Source organism: Streptomyces sp. NPDC017225, assembly GCF_044331465.1.
In the GTDB taxonomy this organism is placed as follows: domain Bacteria; phylum Actinomycetota; class Actinomycetes; order Streptomycetales; family Streptomycetaceae; genus Streptomyces.
Genome location: NZ_JBIRNE010000026.1, coordinates 1 through 21,201 on the forward strand (window position 1 = coordinate 1; position 21,201 = coordinate 21,201).

Consider the following 21,201-nt stretch of genomic DNA (forward strand, 5'->3'; position numbering starts at 1 on the left):
GAAGGACGCCCTGCGCGCCCGCGCCACCGTCGGCGAGGTCTGCAACGCGCTGCGGGAGGTCTGGGGGACGTACGTCCCCACCGACGCCTTCTGAGTTCGGCCCGACGGGCAGCCGGCGGCGACCGCCGGAGGCCGCGCGACGACAGCCACGGATGGGCGGCGCGAGCATGGTAACGCCTGTTATCATGCTCGGTATGGCGAAGACACAGCTGGGCGCGCGCGTGGAAGAGGACGTTGCGGAACTGGCGAAAAAACGTGCCGCTGACCTGGGGCTGAGTATCGGGGACTACCTCGCCCGCCTCGTCCAGGACGACACCAGCGGTCTGCGCGCCCGCGCGGTGGACGCCGCCACCCGCTTCCTGGCCGAGCACCAGGCGGTCTTCGACGAAGCCGAAGACGCTCAGCACGCCTCTCGGGGAGCCCGCGCCGCCTGATGGATCTGAGCATCGACGTCCCCTGGATCCTTCAGGTCGCCGAAGCCGCCGGCGTCGACGACCCCGCCCCCGACGACTACGGCGTCCCGGTGGCGGCCGTCGCCCGCCACCGGGCCGAACTGTTCGAGCAGCCGGTCTACGACGGCCCCTACGCCAAGGCCGCCGCCCTGGTGCACACGCTGGGCCGATGCCGCTGGCTGGAACGCTCCAACCTGGCCGTTGCCGCCGCCACCGGCGTGATGTACCTCGAGGCGGCCGGAATCACGGTCAAACCCGCCCGCGAGGACGCCATCGCCCTCAAAGACCTGCTTCTGGACCCGGCCTGCACCACCGGACGGATCGCCGCCCTGCTGCGGGCCTGGCCCACCACCACCTGAACGACCCGGACGTCCGCCCCGGTTCGAGAACGACAGGTGCCCAGGCACCTGTCGACAGTCCGACGGATCAACAGTTCAACAATTCAACGGATCAGTGGCGAAGCCTGGGCTACGAACGTCTCGATCGCCTGTCTCGCCCGAGCGTCCAGTGCGTCCCGCTCGACCTGATCCCCTGCGGTCGACACGTCCCGCGTGCGCTGATAGGCCTGCTCGGCAGCGAGAATCACCCCCTGGTCATCAGTGAGCAACTTGACCCGGTAGAGCACTTGCCGGGTCGCTGTCCGGAGGCGGTGTGCTTCATCGCGTGCTGTGACGAAGGCCTCTCCGTCAGGGCCCTGCTGCTTGCGGTACCAGCGGTCCGCCTGGCCGTGGCGGTAGTCCTCCGCTGCCGCGGCGAACGAACTGTAAGTGGCTATGCGTTCCTGCCGGAGCGCTTCCGACCGCGCGAACAGCTCACTTCGTTCGGACGCGAGGCGCTGGAAGAGGTGCGTGATCACGGCACCCATGAGCGTGCCCCCGACCGCTACGACGCTTGTCCATATGGCTTCCATGGCATCAGCTGATCACAAGGGCGGCTGATGCGGTTGTCGGCAAGGAGATGGCCCCCTTGGCCCCCTTGGCCGTTTCAGCAGGGATCAGGAAACGTCACCGGCCGGGCTCAACGAGTCCGACCTGAGTGGGGTCTCACCTCGCGGCGCAGCGGAAGTTGTCCGCGTCGTCCGTGTTGCCATGGCCCTTGTAGCGTGCGGCAAGGGGGTACATGCACAGCGGCCTTGTCATGCCGGTCTCTCCGGTCGGTCCCTCGCCGACGCCGAGCAGTGTCGTGGGCTTCCTCTTCTTCTCGACCCAGTTCACGACCGCCTCCAGCGCACTGCCGGGGCTCGGAAGTCCGCCGTAGTACCCGGCGGGCATCACACCGGGATGAGGGTGCGACCTGATGAGGGTTTCGTGTCCGCCGCCGGGAGCCAGGAAGAGCCGTGCGAAGTCCTGGACCTCACGGGTGCCGCCCATTCTGTCCGCGACCTCGTTGTAGTAATCGACGGTTCCCCGCACGGGGATGGAGCTGTCGAAGGTGCCGTGCGTGATGACCATTCTGCCCCCGGCCGCGCGGAAGGCGGAAAGGTCGGGGTCCACCGCGTCGACCGTCCGCTCCCATTTCGCGACCGACCTCTCGAAGACGTCGGCGAACGTCTCGTGGGTGAGGGTGCGCCAGTCGAAGTCCGGGTCCTGGAGAACCCAGTGCGTGACCCATGTCAGGGCGTCCGCTCGCGGCTGGGGAGAGGTGGTCCCGTCCTCGTCGGTCACGGTGCCCGCCATGCGGTCGAGCGGAGTGCCGGGAGGCGGGCCGTGCCACAGGAACCCGCCGTCGGTGCCGCGCGGGCCCTCCCATATCTTGCCGACGATGTCGGCTTCCTGCGCGGTGAGTACATCGCCGATCAGGGTGCGGGCATCGAAGCCGCAGGCGCGCCAGTCGGAGACGATGCGGTCCTGGACGCCGTCACGTCCGTCACACTCGTCGATCGCCCTGTCGTTCACCGCCTCGAATGTCGATTGCGGGATGAAGTGCCCGGCCACGTTCATCACGACCTGGGGCCAGAGCGAGGCGGGAAGCAGGCGCGACATGTTCAGTGCCGGCCAGAACACGGCGAGACCGTCATAGTCGTGCGGGTAACGCTGCGCCTCCATCATGGCCTGGCGGCCACCGGCCGAGCCACCGTAGAAGTAGGAATGAGCGGGGCCCTTGCCGTAGTAGGCGTTGATCACCTTCTTGGCGCTGACAGCTGTCTGATGGATGGACAGGTGATTCCAGATATCGACCAGGGGCTTGTTGAGGGTGTTGTCGGGGTTGAGCGCGAACTCCCCCTGGTTGTTCGTCGTCGGTACTCCGGCGTCGGTGTTCGCCGTGGCGTAGCCGGCCGCCAGGGAGCACGGGTCGTACCGGCCGCACGGCTCGTCCGGCCCCCCGCCCACGAAGCCGCCGCCGCCGGTGCCGACGAACCGGCCGTTCCATGCCGCGGAGGGGAGGAACACCCCGACCCGGAACGACTCGTCCGACGCGGGGTCGGTCACCGTGAGCCGAACGTCGCAGTAGGCCGGAAGGTCTTCTGTGGCACCGACCGAAGTGGCGCTCTCGACCGTCCTGCCGGGCAGACGCACGTCGATCATGCTCTCGCACGAACGAACCGCCGTCCCGCCCGTCGGCGAAACGTCAGCCACCCGGGTACCGGCTGGTGCGGCGAACGTGGATGTGGGCGTGAACACCGCCAGGGTCCACGCGACCGCTACCGACGTGATCGGTAACAGGGCTCGACGGCTCCTGCCTCTTCGCCGGGGCCCGGGCGGGCAAGTCGCTTCGGTCATTACCGCTTCCTCCTTGGGACGACGGAGCGATGCTCCGACCGTGCGGGTACTGCGTGCCAACCTGGCACCTGGTGTCAGGGTGGCATACAGTACCGCCGAAGGTCGCGGACCTCGGGCCGCTCGGCGAGTCGCAGGAGCGTTCAGGCCGGTCCAGATCCGTTGAGGCCGGTTCAGGTCCAACCCACTTACAGGAGAAGGCGGGAAAGCTGTGAACACCTCTGGAGCGGTAGTCGTGACCGGTGCGAGCGCGGGCATCGGTGCGGAGTTCGCACGACAGCTCGCGGCGCGCGGCCATGACACCGTGCTCGTCGCCCGCCGCGCCGAGCGTCTCGAGGCGCTGGCCTCGGAGCTGTCCGGCCACGGTGCTCGCGCCACGGCCCTGCCGATGGACCTGACGGAACCGGGGGCGGGACAGGCGCTGCGTGCCGAGACCGACCGGCTGGGGATCGATGTCGCCGGAGTGGTCAACAACGCGGGTTTCGCCAACCACGGCTTCTTCCGCGGCGAGCAGCTCGATCGGCTCAAGGCCGAGATCGCGCTCGATGTCCTCGGGGTCGTGGAGATCAGTCACGCCTTCCTCCCACGCCTTCGCGAGCGGGGAGAGGGCTTCCTGATCAACATCGCGAGCATGGCCGCGTACAACGCGAGCCCCACCATGGCCGTCTACGGCGCGTCCAAGGCGTTCGTGCTCAGTTTCACCGAGGCGCTCTGGTACGAGGAGCTGGGCTCGGGGGTGAAGGTCTTCGCCGTCTCGCCGGGGGCGACGCAGACGGAGTTCTTCGACGTGGCCGGGGAGAGCGCGAGCGGCAACACCCGGCGGATGACGGCGTCGGCGGTCGTCCGGACCGCGCTGGAGGCACTCGACCGCCGCGATCCGAAGCCGAGCGTCATCGTCGGGGGTGGGAACCGGGCCGCCGCTGGTGCCTCGCGACTGCTCGGCCGCCATCGGATGACACGAACCGTCGGACGGATGATGACCCGCGCCATGGCGCAGCGCCGATGACCACTCGAAAGGGCCGTGGTAACGCGTGGCTATGCTGGTCCCATGACGGAGAGCGCAGGTTCGGTGGAGCGGTTGTGGGACCGGACCCGTCGCTCCGTCCAGGCGGAGATCATCCAGGTCGCCATGGACCTGTTCCTCCGGAAGGGGTTCGAGCAGACCACGATCGACGAGATCGTCGCGCTGGCGGGCGTGTCCCGGCGCTCGTTCTTCCGCTACTTCGGAACGAAGGAGGACATCGTCCTCGGCGGCCTCGCCGATGAAGGCGCCCGGGTGAGTGCCGAACTCGCGAAGCATCCCGATGACGAGGATCTCTGGACGGCGCTGCGCTCCGCGATCCTGGCCGTCGGAGACGCGGAGGCGGACGAGGAGCGCACGCTCGCGGTCGCACGGATGATGTACGGCAGCCCGTCCCTGCGAGCCCGCAGCATCGAGAAGCACCTGCGCTGGCAGTCCGACCTCGTCCCCGAGGTGCGCCGACGTCTTGGTCCGCCCGAGGAAACGGCCGACCTGCGTGCGGCGGCCGTCGTGGCGAGTGCGATCACGTGTCTCGACGTCGCCGGAGAAGCCTGGACCCGAGCCGGCGCGGACCGGCCGCTCGCCGTCTACTTCACCGAGGCACTCGACGCCGTACATCGTCGCTGATCCGGACGGTGCGGGTGACAGGGGTGGGTTCGACGGTCCCGCCATGCCCGGCCGCCGTCCAGGGCCGTGCCGGGCCCAGCTCGCCGATCGTGTAACCCTCCGCCAGGTCGCGCCAGAAGGGCAGCACCACGTTCAGCGCGATCGCCTCGACGAGGCCGACGCCGGGGAGACCCGGCCCTCCAGCCGCTTCGCGACGACGTCCTCCTGGGCGAGAACACGCTGGCGGACCCACAGCCGCAAGGCTTCCCAGCGGGTCCCGAGATGCCGGGCCACCTGGGCGACGGGACGGCCTGAGTTCTGTATTTCACGGACGGCTCGCCCGGAGCTCGTCGGGAAGTTCCGGGGTGCGGGCATCAGACCTGTGCTTCCCGCCTGCCGGAGCGATCGTGCCCGGCTTCAGGGCCGCTGCGAAACCCGGTTCGGCTCACATCCCGCCGGGGGCCTCTGGCGGCGCGCCTGCCGGCCATGGTCGGCGTCGCCGTCAACGGCCGGTCACGGGTGCGTCGTGCGAAGTGGTGACCGCGTCCGTATCGGTGGAACGTCGCGGCGCTGCGGAGCCTTCCGCGGGCTTGGGCTCCGCCAGCCGTAGTCCGGTGAACACGGCGGTGGCCACAGTGACGATGCCGGCAGTGAGGAAGGCGTTGTTGAGGCCGGTCTCGAAGGTGGCGCCGCTGGATTGCCGGGAGCGGACGATGGCTCCGAGTACCGCGACGCCGAAGACGGCACCGATCTGCCGGGCGGTGGTGCTGACGCCGGACGCGAGGCCGCCTTCCCGCGGGCTGACCGCTTGGATGGCGGCTCCCGTAAGTGGGGACATGGCCAGGGCGAATCCGGCGCCGGCGACTGCCAGGCGCCACCACACGTTCCCGTATCCGGTGTCGGCGTGGACGGTGCCGAGTGCCAGCAGTCCCAGGCCGGCCAGGGCGAGGCCGGTGGTGACCACGATGCGGAAGCCGTATCGGGCGGCGAGTCGTCCTGCGTACGGGCTGACGATGACCATGGCGAGGGACAGGGGCAGGGTCTGCAGGCCGGCACGCAGGATCGAGCTGCCTTGGACGTAGACGAAGAACTGGGAGAAGAAGAACGAGGAGCCCATGAGGGCGAACCCGACCACGACCATGGCGGTGTTGGACACAGTGAACAGGCGCTGCTTGAACAGCCGCAGGGGCAGCATGGGCGCGGTGCGGCGGGCTTCGACGGCGATGAAGGCGGCGAGGAGGATCACTGAGGCAGCGAAGCTGCCCAGGATCACCGGTGACGTCCAGCCGCGGGCACCGCCCTCGATCAGGCCGTAGGTCAGCACGCCCACGGTCAGGACGGACAGCGCCGTCCCGGGGATGTCGATCGCGGGGGCGTTCGGGTTGCGGGACTCGGCGAGGTGACGCATGCCGACCAGCAGAAGGATCACGCCGATGGGCAGGTTGACGAGGAAGATGGCGGGCCAGCCGAAGGCCTGGGTCAGCACGCCGCCGGCCACGGGGCCCGCGGCGAGGCCGATTCCGCTGAGTCCGGCCCACAGTCCGATCGCCTTGACGCGTTCTTGCGGTACGGGGTAGGCGGCGGCGAGGAGGGCGAGCGAGGCGGGGGCGAGTGCCGCGGCTCCGATGCCCTGCAGTACCCGGCCGGTGATCAGCCAGCCGGCCGAGGGCGCGAGGGCACAGAACAGTGACGCGGCGGTGAACACCGCCACGCCGGTCAGGTACACCCGCTTGCGGCCGAACCGGTCGGCGAATACGCCACCGGACAGGAGCAGCATGGCGACCAGGAGGACGTAGGCGTCGACGATCCATTGCAGGCCGGTCAGTTGAGTGTCGAGCCGGTGCTGCATGTCGGGCAGCGCTGCTCCGACGATCGTGTTGTCGAGCAGGACCATGAACTGGCCCAGGCAGGTCACCGCGAGCAGCACGGCCCGGTTCGGCCGGCTGCCCACTGTCGCAGGCGATGCAGCCATGGGGAATCCCTCTCCATCGTCGATCGCGCCCGGCCACGACCGGCGTGGTCAGCCTTCGGGCGCTTTAAGGCAGTCACTGGCTGCGTTAGCAGACTGTACAGAGGGTCACTTCAAAACGCAAGTCTCACCTGCGTTAAGGTGGAGGCATGAACGAACGACAGCGCGCCCGGCGGCCCGGCGGGCGCAGCGCCCGCGTCGGCGCACAGGTGCATCAGGCGGTGACCGATCTGATCAGCGAGCGGGGCTACGGCACCTTCACCGTCGGGGAGGTCGCAGCCCGCGCGGGCGTGGCCGACAGCAGCATCTACCGCCGGTGGGGCAGCCTGGAGAACCTTCTCTCCGAGGTGACGCTCACCCGCCTCAACGCGCAGTCACCCATGCCCGACACCGGAAGCCTCGCCGGCGACCTGCACGCCTACGCGGCCAACGTCGCCCGCGAGATCACCGGGCCCGACGGCCTGGCACTCGTACGCCTCGCCGTCGCCCTCACCGGCACCGGCACCGACCAGCAGGGCCAACAGGGCCAGCAGGCACGTGACGGCCTCCGCGACGAACGCACCCGGCAGATGCAGTCCATGCTCGACCGCGCCGTCGAACGCGGCGAGCGGGCTCCCGCCGCGCTCGACGTGCTGGACCACATCCTCGCCCCGATGTACATCCGCGTCCTGTTCGGCATGGAACTCACCCCGGAGTACGTCGACGGGCTCGTCGACCGGCTGCTGTGACCGCCGGATGCGCCCGGGCCGGCACCGCGGGCGCGGAATCGTCAGGCGGGCTGGACGGAGATGGTGCAAAGGCGTTTGGTGGCCCGGGTCAGGGCTACGTACAAGTCCCTTTCCCCACCGGGGCGGGCCGTGAGGATTTCCTCGGGGTTCATGACGACGACCCCGTCGAATTCCAGGCCGCGCGCTTCGGACGCCGGCACGACGCGTGCGTGGTGAGCGATGCCCTGGGCCGTCAGTTCGCTCACCCTGGTGTCCGCGCAGATCACTCCCAGAAGCTCGCCCGGGTGCGCGGTGCTCTGCGCGCGGAGTTCCTGGACGACGGCGGTGACCGCCCCGTCCGGAGGTGTGGTCACGGTGCGAGGGCTCTCACCGCTTCGCAGTGACCGTGTGGGCTTCTGGTCCGGAGCGATCCGCGTGAGCAGGTCCCCAACGCTCTCCAGGATCTCCCGCGTGGTGCGGTAGCTGACGGTCAGGTTGTGCAGTTTGAACCGCGGTCCGACGTGGGGGCTCAGCGCTTCCTTCCAGTCGCGTGCTGTCGAGACCGGGCCTGCCTGGGCGAAGTCACCCACCAGCGTCATCGCCCTCGCCGGGCAGCGGCGGACGATCATCCGCCACTGCATGGCGGTCAGTTCCTGCGCCTCGTCGACGACGACGTGCCCGTACGTCCGCTCGGGAGGACCCTCGACCAGGCTCGCCGCCTCGTCCAGCAACGGCACATCGGCATCGGTCCACGGGTCGTCCTGACCGCGCAGCAACAGGGGCCGCTCCCGCACGGTCACGCCAGGCAGGTGCTCGGCGAGAGTGCCGGCGTTCGTCAGGAGCGCGTTCACGAGGTCGCCCGGCACGAGCCGCGGCCACAGCTCCTCGACCGCCCGGTCGACGCCGGCGTCGTCGAGGAGGTCGGCCCGGATGGCGTCCAGGTCCAGCTCGTGGGCCGGATCCGGATCGGCCGCGCCTTCGGCACGGCGCTGGGCGGCTCCCGTGAACCGGTCGAGGTTCAGGCCCGTCATCTTCTCGGCGTCGGCGTCGATCTGCTCCAGGATGTCGCCCATGTCCCGTTGCATCGCGTCGGTGACGGCGTCGGCCAGCAGCTCCTTGAACACCTGGCGTGCGGGGTTGTGTCCCGGTGCGGCTGCCACGGCGGCGTCGCGTGCCGTGGCCACTTCCTTCTGGGACAGGTGGACCACTTCCTGTCCGACCCGCACGGTGAAGTCACCGGCGGGAGCTTGGTGGACGCGCAGCAGGGCGGCCAGGGCGTCGGCGAGGTCGGAGCTGCCCTTGAGACGTGCCGTGTCGAACGGGTCCGCCACGTCCGTGGGCACTCCGGCCAGTTCCTGGCAGGTCGCCAGAACGACGTCGTTCTCTCCGAGCGAGGGAAGGACCTGGGAGATGTAGTCGAGGAACCGGGCGTTCGGGCCCACCACCAGGACGCCCTCCTCCGCGGCGCGCGGGAACGCGTACAGGACATAGGCCGCCCGGTGCAGGGCGACGACCGTCTTGCCGGTGCCGGGCCCGCCCTGCACCACGGTCACCCCGCGGTGGGCGGAGCGGACGATCTCGTCCTGCTCGGCCTGCAGCGTCGCGACGGCCGCGTTCATCCTGCCCGTACGCCGTGCCGACAGAGCCTCGGTCAACGGGCCGTCCCCCACGACGTCCTCGTCGGTCGGGACGGTCCCGTCCAGCAGCTCGTCGCTCACCGAGACGACGGTGCGGTCCTCGAGGCGCAGGTGCCGGCGCCGCCGCAAATCCATCGGGTGGACCGGTGTCGCCTCGTAGAAGGGCCGCGCCGCGTTCGCGCGCCAGTCCACGAGCAGCGGCAGGTCGTCCTCCTCCGTATGCAGGCCGATCCGCCCGATGCGCAGGGCCGTGCCATCCGTCCAGTCGATGCGCCCGAAGACCAGCCCCTTTTCGGCGCCCTCCAGCCGGCCGATTTCCTTGGCAAGACGCTCGGCGGCGATTTCCCTCTCGTATGTCTCACCGGCGCTGTCCGTCGGGGCCTTCAGTACACGCGCTCGATTTACTCGCGCCTCGGCAAGCCGCTCGGTGAGCAACTTGTACAACGAGGACACATAATCCCGCTCCGACGCAACCGCACGCACGGCAGAATCATTCGTTTTCGACAACAAGAAGCTCCTTCGATTCGAGCCACACCATACGGTCAAAGCTCCCTAAAGGTAAGTCTTGACTTGCCTGTTGGGGCTATGCCTCTCTGGCTGACCATATTTACGTGTCGCGCATTCCGCTGCTCCGTATATCGGAATGCCGGACGGAATGGCCCTTGAGTGAATCGAGCCAGTGCCCAAGGCGTGCGGCGGTCTTCGCCGCCTGATCCTCGATGATGGAGAAGTGATCTGCCTCGATGTACTCGGCCGGTCCACGGTGTTGCCAGTCGGGGACGGGGTCGACGTCGCCGAAGCCGCTCAGCGTCACGGTGGCCCGCAGGTTCAGTGTCGGAGCGGCGATCCGCTCGGCCCCGCGCTCGGGGTAGATCCGCACGTAGCCGCCCATGGAGACCAGGCTGTGGTCGTCGACGGGGGTCAGTGCGTTGTCCCGGGACAGGATCTGCCCCAGCGCGTCGGTGAGGGCGCGGCGGGTCGGTTCGTGCTCGTCGGGGGAGTAGGTGTCGATCATCGCGAGGCCCGCGAGTTCGGCGCCGTCGTCTTCGATCCGCCGGGCGACCGCATGGGCGACCGCACCACCTGCCGAATAGCCGATGAGTGCCACCGGGCCTCGCTCGAGTTCCGGTGCGACGGCCGCGGCGAGGCTCTCGATCGCCGCCTCCCACGTCGCCGGCAGGTCCTCGCCTGCGCGCATCCCGGGCAGCCGCAGCGCACTGACCTGCCGCTCGCCGCCCAGCTCCCGGGCCAGGCGGGCGAACTGGTGAGGGCCCGATCCCGCCAGGAAGGACGGGACGCAGACCAGTGCCGGTGCCGCGGCGCCGCGCGCCAGGAGCTGCGCCGCGGCCGGACGCCGTCCGGCGGCCTCGCCGGCGGCGTACGTGGGCATCAGAGCCGAGCTCGCGATCAGCAGGGGCATCGCCGCCGCCAGTTCACCGCGGCGGTGTGCTGCCGACACCAGGTCGGTGAGCGTGCCGCGCACGCCGGCCGGTTCCCGCTCGACCACATCGGTGTCGGATTCCTCGATCCGCGATCGCACGAGCTTCGCCACGTCGGCGGCGGTCGGGTGGTCGAAGACCAGCGTCAACGGCAGCTCCAGACCGGTCAGTCGGCCGAGCCGGTTGCGGAATTCGACGGCGCCGAGGGAGTCGAATCCGAGCTCGGTGAACAGCGCGTGCGGGTCGATCGCCTCGCCCGACCGGTGGCCGAGGACCGCCGCCGTGACGTTGCGCACCTCCCGCAGGATCGCACCGTCGCGGTCCGCGTCGGGCAGTGCGGCCAATCGCCGCCTCAGGCCGACATCGGTACTCGCGGCGGCCGGGGGAACCCGGATCATGCCGCGCAGCGTCGCGGGCAGGGTGCCGCCGCGCGCCAGGTCGGTGAGCGCCGCCGTGTCCAGCAGTGCGGTCATCGGTGTCGCGCGGTCCATCGCGAGTGCGTTGTCGAACAGCGCCATGCCGGATTCCGGGTCGATCGGGACCAGGCCCAGCCTGGTCCGGATCCGGCGGGCGTACTGATCGCCGCCGTCCCCGCCGAGCACCCCTGCCATGCCGACGGTCCACAGTCCCCAGGCCAGTGAATGTGCGGGCAGGCCGGCACTGCGCCGCACGCGCGCCAGCGCGTCCAGCGCGCTGTTCGCGGCGGCGTAGTTGCCCTGCCCTTGTCCGCCGAGCAGCGGCGCCGCGGACGAGAACAGCACGAACGCCGACAGATCCAGGTCGCGGGTCAGCTCGTGCAGGTGCAGTGCCGCATCGACCTTCGGTGCCAGCACCCGCGTCGTCTGCGCGGTGGTGAGGGTGTCGAGCGTGCCGTCGTCCAGGACGCCCGCCGTGTGGATGACAGCGGTCAGCGGGGCGTCGGTGTCGATGTCGGCCAACAGAGCCTGGACGGCGGCACGGTCGGTGACGTCGCACCCCACGACCCGGACGTGGGCACCGAGAGCGGTCAGCTCGGCGACCAGTTCGTCGGCGCCGTCCGCGGCCGGACCGCGCCGCGACGCCAGCAGCAGGTGTCGTGCGCCGCGCTCCGCGACCAGATGCCGGGCGACGATCGCGCCGATGCCCCCGGTGCCGCCGGTGATGAGGACCGTGCCGCGGTCGAACGACGGTGGTACGCCCGGTTCGGTCGCAGGCAGCGGCTGCAGGCGCGGTGCCAGGAGCCGGCCCTCGCGAACGGCCAGGTGCGGTTCGTCCTGGGCCACGGCATCGGCGAGCGACGCGATCGGCAGGGCGTCACCGTCGTGGTCGATGAGCAGGAACCGGCCCGGGTGCTCCGACTGGGCGCTGCGCACCAGACCGGCCACGGCGGCCCCGACCAGATCGGGTTCCTCGCCGGGCAGTCCGCCGGCCCGGCGCGTCACGATCGCGAGCCGGCCGGGGTGTTCGGCGCTGGTCCAGCTCTGCAGGAGGGCGAGCGTCGTCAGCACACCGGCGTGTACGTCCGCCGCGCCGGCCGCGGTTGTGCGGGGCGCCTGCCACACCACCGTGTGGGGAACCTCCTGCAGCGCGGCGAGTTCCGCCAGGTCGGCGCAGCCGGTGGGAGGCTCGGGGGCATCGACGGTCGCGGGATCGCCGAGTACGACGATGCGCCGGGCGTCCGCCTTGGGGGCGGCGGGCACGGTGACCCATTCGAAGTCGAACAGTGGCGCCGAGCCGCGCAGTTGGGCCAGTGCCGCCCGCTCGATCGGACGGACCCGCACCGACTCCGCGCTCAGTACGAGAGCACCGGTCGCGTCGACGGCGTCCACGCGGAAGGTGTTCGGCGCGGTGCGGGCGATGCGGACGCGCAGGGCACCCGCGCCGGACTGTGCCAGCTGGACACCCTCGAAGGCGAAGGGCAGGGGCACCCGGCCGTCAGGCCCGCTTTCGGCGAGAGGGCCGACGGCTGCGTGGAACACCGCGTCCAGCAGTGCCGGGTGCAGCCCGAAGGCGGTGGCGCGCGCCGCCGTGCCGGAGTCGAGTGCCAGGTCGGCGAATACCTCGTCCCCGCGCGACCACGCGGCGCGGACCCCCTGGAAGGCCGGGCCGTACGCGAATCCGAGGTCGCCGAGCACGCGGTACACCTCTGGCCCGTCGACCGGTTCGGCCGCGACCGGAGGCCACACCCGGGGCCAGCCCGGCGCCGGGGCCGGCGTGGCGGGGGTGAGCAGGCCACGGGCCTGCGGCACCCAGGTGTCGGCGACGCGGGCGTGGACGGCCACGGTCCGGTGCCCGTCGGCGTCGGGTTCGCCCACGGCGAGCTGAAGGTCCGCGCCGCCCTCGGCCGGGAGGATCACAGGCGCCTCGAGCGCCAGTTCCGCCAGGCGCGGCACGCCGAGCCGGGCACCGGCGGCCAGTGCCAGTTCCACGAATCCGGTGCCCGGCATCACGACCGTGCCGAGGACGGTGTGGTCGGCGAGCCATGGGTGCGTGCGCTGCGAGAGCCTGCCGGTGAACAGCCACTCGTCGGTGCCGGCGAGCCGCATCCGGGCGTGCAGCAGCGGATGGTCGGCGGAGTCGGCACCGGCGAGCGGCGCAGCGGTCTCCGCGGGCTGCAACCAGAATCGTTCGTGCTGGAAGGGATAGGTGGGCAAGGCGATCCGTGCCTGCGGTCGAGCTCCGAAGTAGTCGGCCCACCGCACCGGCCGGCCCGCGCAGTGCGCTGTTGCCAGCGCGGTGACCAGCTGTTCGGGTTCGGCGACCGTGCGACGAGATCCCGCGACGACCGACGCGCGCTGTGCGGGGACAGCCGCCAACGTGGCGCGGGCCATGGTGGTCAGCACCGCGTCGGGGCCCAGCTCGACGAAGAGGCCGACGCCCGACTGGAGGAGGGACCGCACGGCCGGGGCGAAGCGCACCGCCTCGCGCACCTGCCGTACCCAGTACTCGGGTGTGCCCAGGAGTTCGTCGGCGAAGGCTCCGGAAACCGTGGAGCACACAGGAATGCGCGGCTCGTGGTACGTCAGGTCCGCAGCGATCTCCGCGAACTCGGGCAGCATGGAATCCATCAAGGCGGAGTGGAACGCGTGGCTCACCCGCAGCCGGCTGGTCCTGACGTCCTCGGCCGCCAGCATCGACTCCAGTGCCGACACCGCGTCGGTGTCTCCGGAGAAGACCACCGCTTCGGGGGAGTTGACCGCGGCCAGGGAGACCGCGGCGGCCGGACCGGTATTGACCGCTGGCAGCAGCTCCGCGGCCCGCTCCTCCGGCACCGCGGCGGCGAGCATCGCGCCGCCGGCCGGCAGTGCCCCCATCAACCGGCCGCGGGCGGTGACGAGCCGGCACGCGTCCGGCAGCGACCACACACCGGCCACGTGGGCTGCGGCCAGCTCGCCGACCGAATGCCCGGCCACCACGTCAGGGGTCACGCCGAACGACTCGAAGAGGCGGTACGTCGCCACCTCGAACGCGAACAACGCGGGCTGGGCGTACTCGGTGCGATCGAGCAGGGTCTCGCCGCTCGCGCCGAACATCACGTCCCGCAGCGCGTGCTCCAGGTGTGCGTCGAGTTCCGCGCACACCTCGTCGAGCGCGGAGGCGAAGGCCGGGAACTCCCGGTACAGTCCGGCGCCCATCCCGATCCGCTGCGCGCCCTGACCAGTGAACAGGAACGCTGTCGTACCTGTCCGGCCGGCGCCGTCGGCTGTGCCCGGTCCCGGCTCGCCGGCCGCCAGGCGCGACAGGGCCGCCAGCAGCGACTCCCGGTCCGGGCCCACGACCGCGGCGCGCTCCTCGAGTCGCGCGCGGTGCAGCGCCAACGTCGCCGCGACGTCGGTCGGATCGAGTTCGGGGCGTTCGCGCAGCGTGTCGTGCAGGCGGCGCGCCTGGGCCCGCAGGGCGGCAGGCGTCCGCGCGGACAGCAGCAGCGGCAGGGCCGCCGGGCTCGGTGCGCCGACCGGCCGCGGCGAGGCCGCGGGCGCCTCTTCGAGGATCACGTGCGCATTGGTCCCGCTGATCCCGAACGACGACACACCCGCCCGGCGCGGCCGCTCTCCGGTCGGCCACGGCTCGGCGTCGGTCAGGATCCGTACCGCGTCCGCCACCCACTCCACATGCGGCGAGGGTGCGTCGACATGCAAGGTGGCAGGCAGCACCTCGTGCCGCAGCGCCTGCACCATCTTGATCACACCGCCGACTCCGGCCGCCGCCTGCGTGTGCCCGATGTTCGACTTCAGCGAACCGATCCGCAGCGGCTCGGTGCGCTCCTGTCCGTAGGCGTTGATCAGCGCCTGCGCCTCGATCGGGTCGCCCAGTGTGGTGCCGGTGCCGTGTGCCTCGACCGCGTCCACCTCGGCCGCGGCCACACCTGCGTTGGCCAGTGCCTGGGCGATCACGCGCTCCTGGGAAGGGCCGTTGGGTGCGGTCAGGCCGTTGCTCGCACCGTCCTGGTTGATGGCGCTGCCGCGGATCACGGCCAGTACCGGGCGTCCGTTGCGCTGCGCGTCGGACAGCCGCTCGAGGGCGAGCACGCCGACGCCCTCGGCCCACGAGACACCGTCCGCACCGCTCGAGAACGCCTTGCAGCGCCCGTCCGGTGACAGCGCCCGCTGCCGGGAGAACTCCAGGAACAGCAGCGGAGTCGACATGACCGTCACTCCGCTGGCCAGGACCAGCGAGGTCTCCCCCGCGCGCAGTGCCTGCACCGCCAGGTGCAGGGCCACCAGCGACGACGAGCACGCCGTGTCCACCGTCACCGCGGGCCCTTCCAGACCGAGGGCGTAGGACACCCGGCCGGAGACGACGCTGCCGGCGGATCCGGTCGCCAGGTAGCCTTCCGCGGCGCCGTCGGCGGCCTCGCGCGCCGTGTAGCCGTAGTCCTGGTACATGACGCCCGCGTAGACCCCGGTGTCGCTGCCTCGCAGTGAGGTCGCATCGATACCGGCGTCTTCGAGCGCTTCCCAGGACGCCTCCAGAAGCAACCGCTGCTGAGGGTCCATCGCCGCCGCCTCGCGGGGGCCGATTCCGAAGAAGGCGGCGTCGAAGTCGCCCGCGGTGTGCAGGAATCCGCCTTCTCGGGTGTAGATCTTGCCTGGTTTGCCGGGGTCGGTGTCGTACAGGTGGTCGACGTCCCAGCCGCGGTCTCCCGGGATCGGGGTGATCGCGTCGACGCGCCCGTCGATCAGGTCCCAGAGCTGGTCGGGATTCTCGACGCCGCCGGGATACCGGCAGCTCATGCCGACGATCGCGATCGGCTCGTCGGCCCCGGCAGCGGCCCTGGCACGGGTCGGGGCGGGGCGCGGTCGCGCCGGCTCCGAACCGTCGACCCGGGTGAGCAGGAAGCCGGCGACCGCGGCGGCGGTCGGGTAGTCGAACACCAGCGTGGACGGGAGCTGGACACCGGTGGCGGCGGTCACCTTGTTGCGGAACTCGACTCCGCCGAGCGAGTCGAAGCCCAGTTCTGTGAACGGTGTCTCGGGGGCGACGGCGTCGGCCGACTCGTGGCCGAGGACCGCGGCGGCTATCGCGCGGACCTCGTCGCGGATCAGCGTCTCCCACTGCTCGGCGGGGGCGTCGAGCAACCGCTGACGCAACGGACTGTCGGCGATCCGGCCGCGCGACGGTACGTGGATCAGGCCGCGCAGGACCGCGGGCAGCGTGCCGTGCCGGCCCAGCGCGGTGAGGGCGGGCGTGTCGAGCAGCGCCGTCATCAGCATCGGTTCGGCGCAGGTCAACGCGCTGTCGAGCATGTGCATGCCGGTGTCCGGCTCGATCGGGGACAGACCGAGACGGGTGCGGATCTGACGCACCAGATATTCGCCACCCGCGTCGTTCAACGCCTCGGCCATGCCGCGCTTCCACAGTCCCCAGGCCAGCGAGTGCGCGGGCAGGCCGGCGCTGCGGCGCGCCTGGACGAGCGCGTCCATCGCCGCGTTGGCGGCCGCGTAGTTGCCCTGCCCCTGCCCGCCGAGCAGCGGCCCGGCGGAGGAGAACAGCACGAACGCCGACAGGTCCATGTCGCGGGTCAGCTCGTGCAGATGCCAGGCGGCGTCGATCTTCGGGGCGAGCACCCGGTCCACCTGCTCGGCGGTCAGGGTTTCGATGGTGCCGTCGTCGGACACGCCCGCGGTGTGCACGACGGCTGTCAGCCGTTCGTGCGCGGGTACGGATTCCAGCAGCGCGGCGACCTCGGCGCGTTCGCTGACGTCGCACGCGGCGACGCGTACGTCGGCGCCCAGGGCGGTCAGCTCGGTGACCAGCTCCTCGACACCCGGCGCGGCGGATCCGCGGCGCGAGGCGAGCAACAGGGTGCGCACCCCGTGCCGGGTGACCAGGTGGCGTGCGGTGACGGCGCCCAGGCCGCCCGCGCCGCCGGTGATCAGGACCGTGCCGTCACCGAAGTGTCCGCCGGCCGGTTCGCCGGTGGTCGCACGCGCCAGCCGTGGTGCCAGGGTCGCGCCGTCGCGGATCGCGAGCTGTGGTTCGTCCGCGGCGGCCGCGGCGGCGATCCGTTGACGCAGGTCCGCGACGTCGTCGGGGTCGATGCCGAGGTCGACGTTCACGATGCGCCCCGGGTGCTCCGACTGCGCACTGCGTACCAGGCCGCGGACGGCCGCTGCCGCGGGGTCCGGTGTCTCACCGGGCAGACCTGCCCCGTTGCGGGTCAGCACGACCAGTGTCGAGTCGGCGCAGTCGGGTTCGGTGAGCCAGGCGCGCAGCACCGCAAGGGCGCTGTGCACGGCCGTGCGGATGGCCGTGGGGACGTCGTCGCCGTCCGCCGGCGCCGTCTCGGGCGACCAGACGACGGCCGCGCCGGTGTGACCACCGTCCACCGCGAACGCCGCGACGTCCTCGAAGGTCTCGGCGCAGCCTGCGACGGACCGCCCCAGTGCGACCAGGTGCCGGTCCGGCGCCGCGGGCGCCGTCACCGGCGTCCAGTCGAGGGCGTAGAGCGGGCTGCGGGCACCGGCGAGCGCGCTCGCGTCCGCGGGGCGGGCGAGTACGGCGTCGATCGACAGCACCGCGGCGCCGCCGGCGTCGCAGGCGTCGACGCGCACCTTCTCGGGACCCGAGCGGATGACGCGGGCGCGGACCGCGGTGGCGCCGGTTCGGAACACGCGGACGCCGCCGAAGGAGAACGGAAGCGGCAGCCTGCCGTCGGGCAGGTCCTCGGCGAGCACGTCGATCGCGGCGTGGAAGACCGCGTCCAGGAGCGCCGGATGCACCCCGAAGCCCGCCGCCCGGCCCGCCGCCGTCTCGTCCAGGGTCACCTCGGTGAACACCTCGTCGCCACTGGTCCAGGCGGCGCGCACGCCCTGGAAGCTCGGGCCGTAGCCGAATCCCAGGTCGGCCAGCCGGTCGTACAGGCGTGCCCCGTCGACCAGCGTGCCGTCGGCGGGCGGCCAGTCGGGGTCGGTCCAGTGCGGTGTCCCGATGTCAGCGGGGGCGAGGGTGCCGGTGGCGTGGAGCGTCCACTGCGGCTCGCCCGGGTGGGACGGCGCGGTGCCTGTGACGGCACGCGAGTGGACCGACAGGCGTCGGCGGCCGGTGTGGTCGGGTTCGCTCGCCGAGAGCTGCACGTCCACGGCAGCGGTGCCGTCGAAGAGCAGTGGTGTCGCCAGGACGAGTTCGTCCAGGACGGGCAGGTCCAGCCGGCGGCCCGCGGCCAGGGCGAGGTCGACGAAACCGGTGCCGGGCAGAAGCACCGTTCCGAAGGCCGTGTGGTCGGCGATCCACGGCTGGTCGGTGGTGGAGAGCCGGCCGCTGAACAGCCATTCGTCGCGTCCGGCGAGCGGCGCGGCGACGCGCAGCATCGGGTGATCGAGCGCGTGGAGGCCGGCGCGGCTCATGTCACCGAGCGCGTCGTCGTCGGGCTGTACCCAGTAACGGCGGTGCTGAAAGGCGTAGACGGGCAGGTCGAGGTGGCCGGCCGGCCCGTCCGATGTCAGCGGCGCCCAGTCGACGCCGACGCCCGAGCAGTGCGCGTCGGCGAGCAGCCGCAGGAACTGTTCGGCCTCGTCGATGCCGCGCCGTGCCGCCGCCGTGACCAGCGAGCGGGACGCCTCCTCGTCGCCGAGTGTCTGGCGGGTCAGCGCCGCCAGCACCGCGTCCGGACCCACCTCGACGAACCGGCGCACGCCGGCGTCGGCGAGTGACCGCACCGCGGGGGCGAACCGTACGGCCTCGCGCACCTGCCGCACCCAGTACTGCGGCGTCAGCAGTTCGGGCCCGGCCGGCGCGCCGGACACCGTGGAGCACACGCCGATGCGTGGCGTCCGGTACTCCACCGATCCGGCGACCTGCGCGTACTCGGCGAGCATCGGCTCCATCAGAGCCGAGTGGAAGGCGTGACTGACCGTGAGCCGCTTGGTCTTCACCCCCTCTTCGGCCAGCCGGTCCTCCAGCGCGAGGATCGCCGCCGTCCCGCCCGAGAACACCACCGCCTCAGGCGCGTTCACGGCAGCCAGTGAAACCGTCCCGGCCGCGAGCAGTTCCCGCGTCCGCTCCTCCGGCACCGCGGCGGCGAGCATCGCGCCGCCGGCCGGCAGCGCCCCCATCAACCGGCCGCGGGCGGCGACGAGCCGGCACGCGTCCGGCAGCGACCACACACCGGCCACGTGGGCTGCGGCCAGCTCGCCGATCGAATGCCCGGCCACCACGTCAGGGGTCACGCCGAACGACTCCAGGAGGCGGTACGTCGCCACCTCGAACGCGAACAGCGCGGGCTGCGTGAATTCCGTCCGGTCCAGCAGGGCGGTGCGCTCGGTGTCGCCGCCGCCGTACCCGGCACCGCCGGTCCCGCCGGACATGACCTCGCGCAGCGATACCCCCAGCAGGGCGTCGAGTTCCGCGCACACCTCGTCGAGGGCGGCGGCGAACACGGGGAACGCCGCAGCCAGCCCCGCGCCCATACCGATACGCTGCGCGCCCTGGCCAGTGAACAGGAAGGCCGTCTCGCCGACGGTGGCGGCACCCGACACCGCGTGCGGGGACGCCGAACCCGCGGCGAGGGCCGTGAGGCCGGCGAGGAGACCCGCCCGGTCGGCCCCGAGCACCGCACCACGCCGGCCCAGCTGAGCGCGCGCGGTGATCAGGACGGCAGCGACGTCGGCGTCCTCGGCCTCGGGGTGCTCGGCGAGCCAGGCCAGCAGTCGGCTCGCCTGGGCCCGGAGCGCGGTCTCCGACTTGGCCGAGAGCAACCACGGCGCCGGCAGCGCCGGCCGGCCCTGCTCTTGCTCCTGCCCCGGCTCCTGCTCCTGCTCCTGCTCCTGTGCGACAGCATCACGGTCGCGCGGCGCCTCTTCGAGGATCACGTGCGCGTTGGTCCCGCTGATCCCGAACGAAGACACACCCGTCCGGCGCGGGCGGTCGAGATCGGGCCACGGCCGAGCCCGCGTCAGCAGTCTCACGGTGCCCGCCGACCAGTCGACCTCGGGGGTCGGCTCGTCCACGTGCAAGGTCGAGGGCATGACGCCCTCTCGCATCGCCATGACCATCTTGATCACGCCCGCGACACCCGCCGCGGCCTGCGTGTGACCGATGTTCGACTTGACCGAACCCAGCCACAGCGGGTTGTCGTCCCCACGGGCCTGGCCATAGGCGGACAGCAGCGCCTGCGCCTCGATGGGATCACCCAGACGCGTACCCGTACCGTGCGCCTCCACCGCGTCCACCTCGGACGCCGACAGCCGCGCGTCGGCGAGCGCGGCCCGGATGACCCGCTCCTGCGCGGGCCCGTTCGGCGCGGTCAGCTGGCTGCTCGCACCGTCCTGGTTCATCGCGGAACCGCGGAGCACCGCCAGCACCCGGTGCCCGTCGCGCTGTGCGTCCGACAGCCGCTCCAGCACCAGGACGCCCACGCCCTCGGCCCAGCCGGTGCCGTCCGCCGACGAGGAGAACGCCTTGCAGCGTCCGTCCGGCGACAGCCCGCGCTGCCGGGAGAACTCCACGAACGTGCCCGGTGTCGCCATCACCGTGACACCGCCGGCCAACGCCATGGAGCATTCGCCCTGGCGCAGCGACTGAGCCGCGAGATGCAGCGCGACCAGCGAGGACGAGCACGCGGTGTCGACCGTCACCGCCGGCCCCTGCAGGCCGAAGGTGTAGGACAGACGGCCCGACGCGATGCTGCCGGCGCTGCCGGTCAGCAGGTAACCCTCGAAGTCCTCGGGCGCACGCGGAGTCCGGGAGCCGTAGTCGTCGTACATGACGCCCGCGTACACCCCGGTACGGGTGCCCCGCAGCGCGGTCGGGTCGATGCCCGCGTGCTCGACGGCTTCCCACGCCGTCTCCAGGAGCAACCGCTGCTGGGGATCCATCGCCGCCGCCTCGCGAGGGCTGATGCCGAAGAACTCGGCGTCGAACCGGTCCGCCTCGTACAGGAAGCCGCCTTCGCGGGTGTACGAGGTCCCGAGGTGGTCGGGGTCGGGGTGGTACAGGTTCTCCAGGTCCCAGTCGCGGCCCTCGGGGAAGGGACCGACCGCGTCGCGTTCGGCGCGCAACAGTTCCCACAGGTCGTCCGGGGAGGCGACACCGCCCGGGAGCCGGCAGGCCATGCCCACGATGGCGATCGGCTCGTGTGCGCGCTCCTCCAGTTCCCGCACACGCTGACGGCTCTCCCGCAGGTCGACGGTCGCCCGCTTGAGGTAGTCGCGGAGTTTCTGCTCGTTGCTCATG

Annotated in this window: 11 protein-coding genes; 5 read left to right on the forward strand and 6 right to left on the reverse strand. The window is 71.6% G+C overall.

Going from position 1 to position 21,201, the window contains the following annotated elements:
- Positions 1 to 194: 194 nt before the first annotated feature.
- Both ACH4NX_RS34295 and ACH4NX_RS34300 read left to right on the forward strand, forming a co-directional pair.
- On the forward strand, positions 195 to 434 hold the full coding sequence (locus ACH4NX_RS34295; protein ID WP_398130000.1) for a hypothetical protein: 240 nt from the start codon (positions 195 to 197) through the stop codon (positions 432 to 434).
- Positions 434 to 811, forward strand: coding sequence for a fic family toxin-antitoxin system, toxin component (locus ACH4NX_RS34300; RefSeq protein WP_398129999.1), 378 nt, complete (start codon positions 434 to 436; stop codon positions 809 to 811). The genes ACH4NX_RS34295 and ACH4NX_RS34300 overlap by 1 nt, the downstream gene beginning before the upstream one ends.
- A gap of 83 nt (positions 812 to 894) precedes the next feature.
- Here ACH4NX_RS34300 and ACH4NX_RS34305 read toward each other — a convergent pair whose 3' ends face one another.
- A complete protein-coding gene (locus ACH4NX_RS34305; RefSeq protein ID WP_398129998.1) occupies positions 895 to 1,362 on the reverse strand; it encodes a hypothetical protein in 468 nt (155 codons plus the stop codon).
- Positions 1,363 to 1,495: 133 nt separating this feature from the next.
- Complete coding sequence (locus ACH4NX_RS34310) at positions 1,496 to 2,977, reverse strand: tannase/feruloyl esterase family alpha/beta hydrolase (RefSeq protein ID WP_398129997.1); 1,482 nt, start codon at positions 2,975 to 2,977, stop codon at positions 1,496 to 1,498.
- Between the two features lie 427 nt (positions 2,978 to 3,404).
- Here ACH4NX_RS34310 and ACH4NX_RS34315 point away from each other — a divergent pair, with 427 nt between their 5' ends.
- Together ACH4NX_RS34315 and ACH4NX_RS34320 are read left to right on the forward strand one after the other, a co-directional pair.
- Positions 3,405 to 4,175 carry an SDR family NAD(P)-dependent oxidoreductase gene (locus ACH4NX_RS34315; protein WP_351400429.1) on the forward strand — a complete coding sequence of 257 codons (771 nt, stop codon included), beginning with the start codon at positions 3,405 to 3,407 and terminating at the stop codon, positions 4,173 to 4,175.
- Between the two features lie 42 nt (positions 4,176 to 4,217).
- Positions 4,218 to 4,817 carry a TetR family transcriptional regulator gene (locus ACH4NX_RS34320; protein ID WP_351400430.1) on the forward strand — a complete coding sequence of 200 codons (600 nt, stop codon included), beginning with the start codon at positions 4,218 to 4,220 and terminating at the stop codon, positions 4,815 to 4,817.
- Between the two features lie 132 nt (positions 4,818 to 4,949).
- Here ACH4NX_RS34320 and ACH4NX_RS34325 read toward each other — a convergent pair whose 3' ends face one another.
- Entirely contained in the window at positions 4,950 to 5,171 is a 222-nt protein-coding gene (locus ACH4NX_RS34325) for a transposase (RefSeq protein ID WP_398129996.1), read from the reverse strand.
- Between the two features lie 127 nt (positions 5,172 to 5,298).
- On the reverse strand, positions 5,299 to 6,768 hold the full coding sequence (locus tag ACH4NX_RS34330; protein WP_398129995.1) for an MFS transporter: 1,470 nt from the start codon (positions 6,766 to 6,768) through the stop codon (positions 5,299 to 5,301).
- A gap of 146 nt (positions 6,769 to 6,914) precedes the next feature.
- Between ACH4NX_RS34330 and ACH4NX_RS34335 the strand changes: the two genes are divergently transcribed.
- The gene (locus tag ACH4NX_RS34335) at positions 6,915 to 7,493 is read left to right on the forward strand and encodes a TetR/AcrR family transcriptional regulator (protein WP_383527685.1); all 579 of its coding nucleotides are present in this window, start codon (positions 6,915 to 6,917) and stop codon (positions 7,491 to 7,493) included.
- 41 nt (positions 7,494 to 7,534) lie between these two features.
- Here ACH4NX_RS34335 and ACH4NX_RS34340 read toward each other — a convergent pair whose 3' ends face one another.
- Both ACH4NX_RS34340 and ACH4NX_RS34345 read right to left on the reverse strand, forming a co-directional pair.
- A complete protein-coding gene (locus ACH4NX_RS34340; RefSeq protein WP_398129994.1) occupies positions 7,535 to 9,562 on the reverse strand; it encodes a HelD family protein in 2,028 nt (675 codons plus the stop codon).
- Between the two features lie 154 nt (positions 9,563 to 9,716).
- Complete coding sequence (locus tag ACH4NX_RS34345; RefSeq protein WP_398129993.1) at positions 9,717 to 21,200, reverse strand: SDR family NAD(P)-dependent oxidoreductase; 11,484 nt, start codon at positions 21,198 to 21,200, stop codon at positions 9,717 to 9,719.
- Position 21,201: the final 1 nt, after the last annotated feature.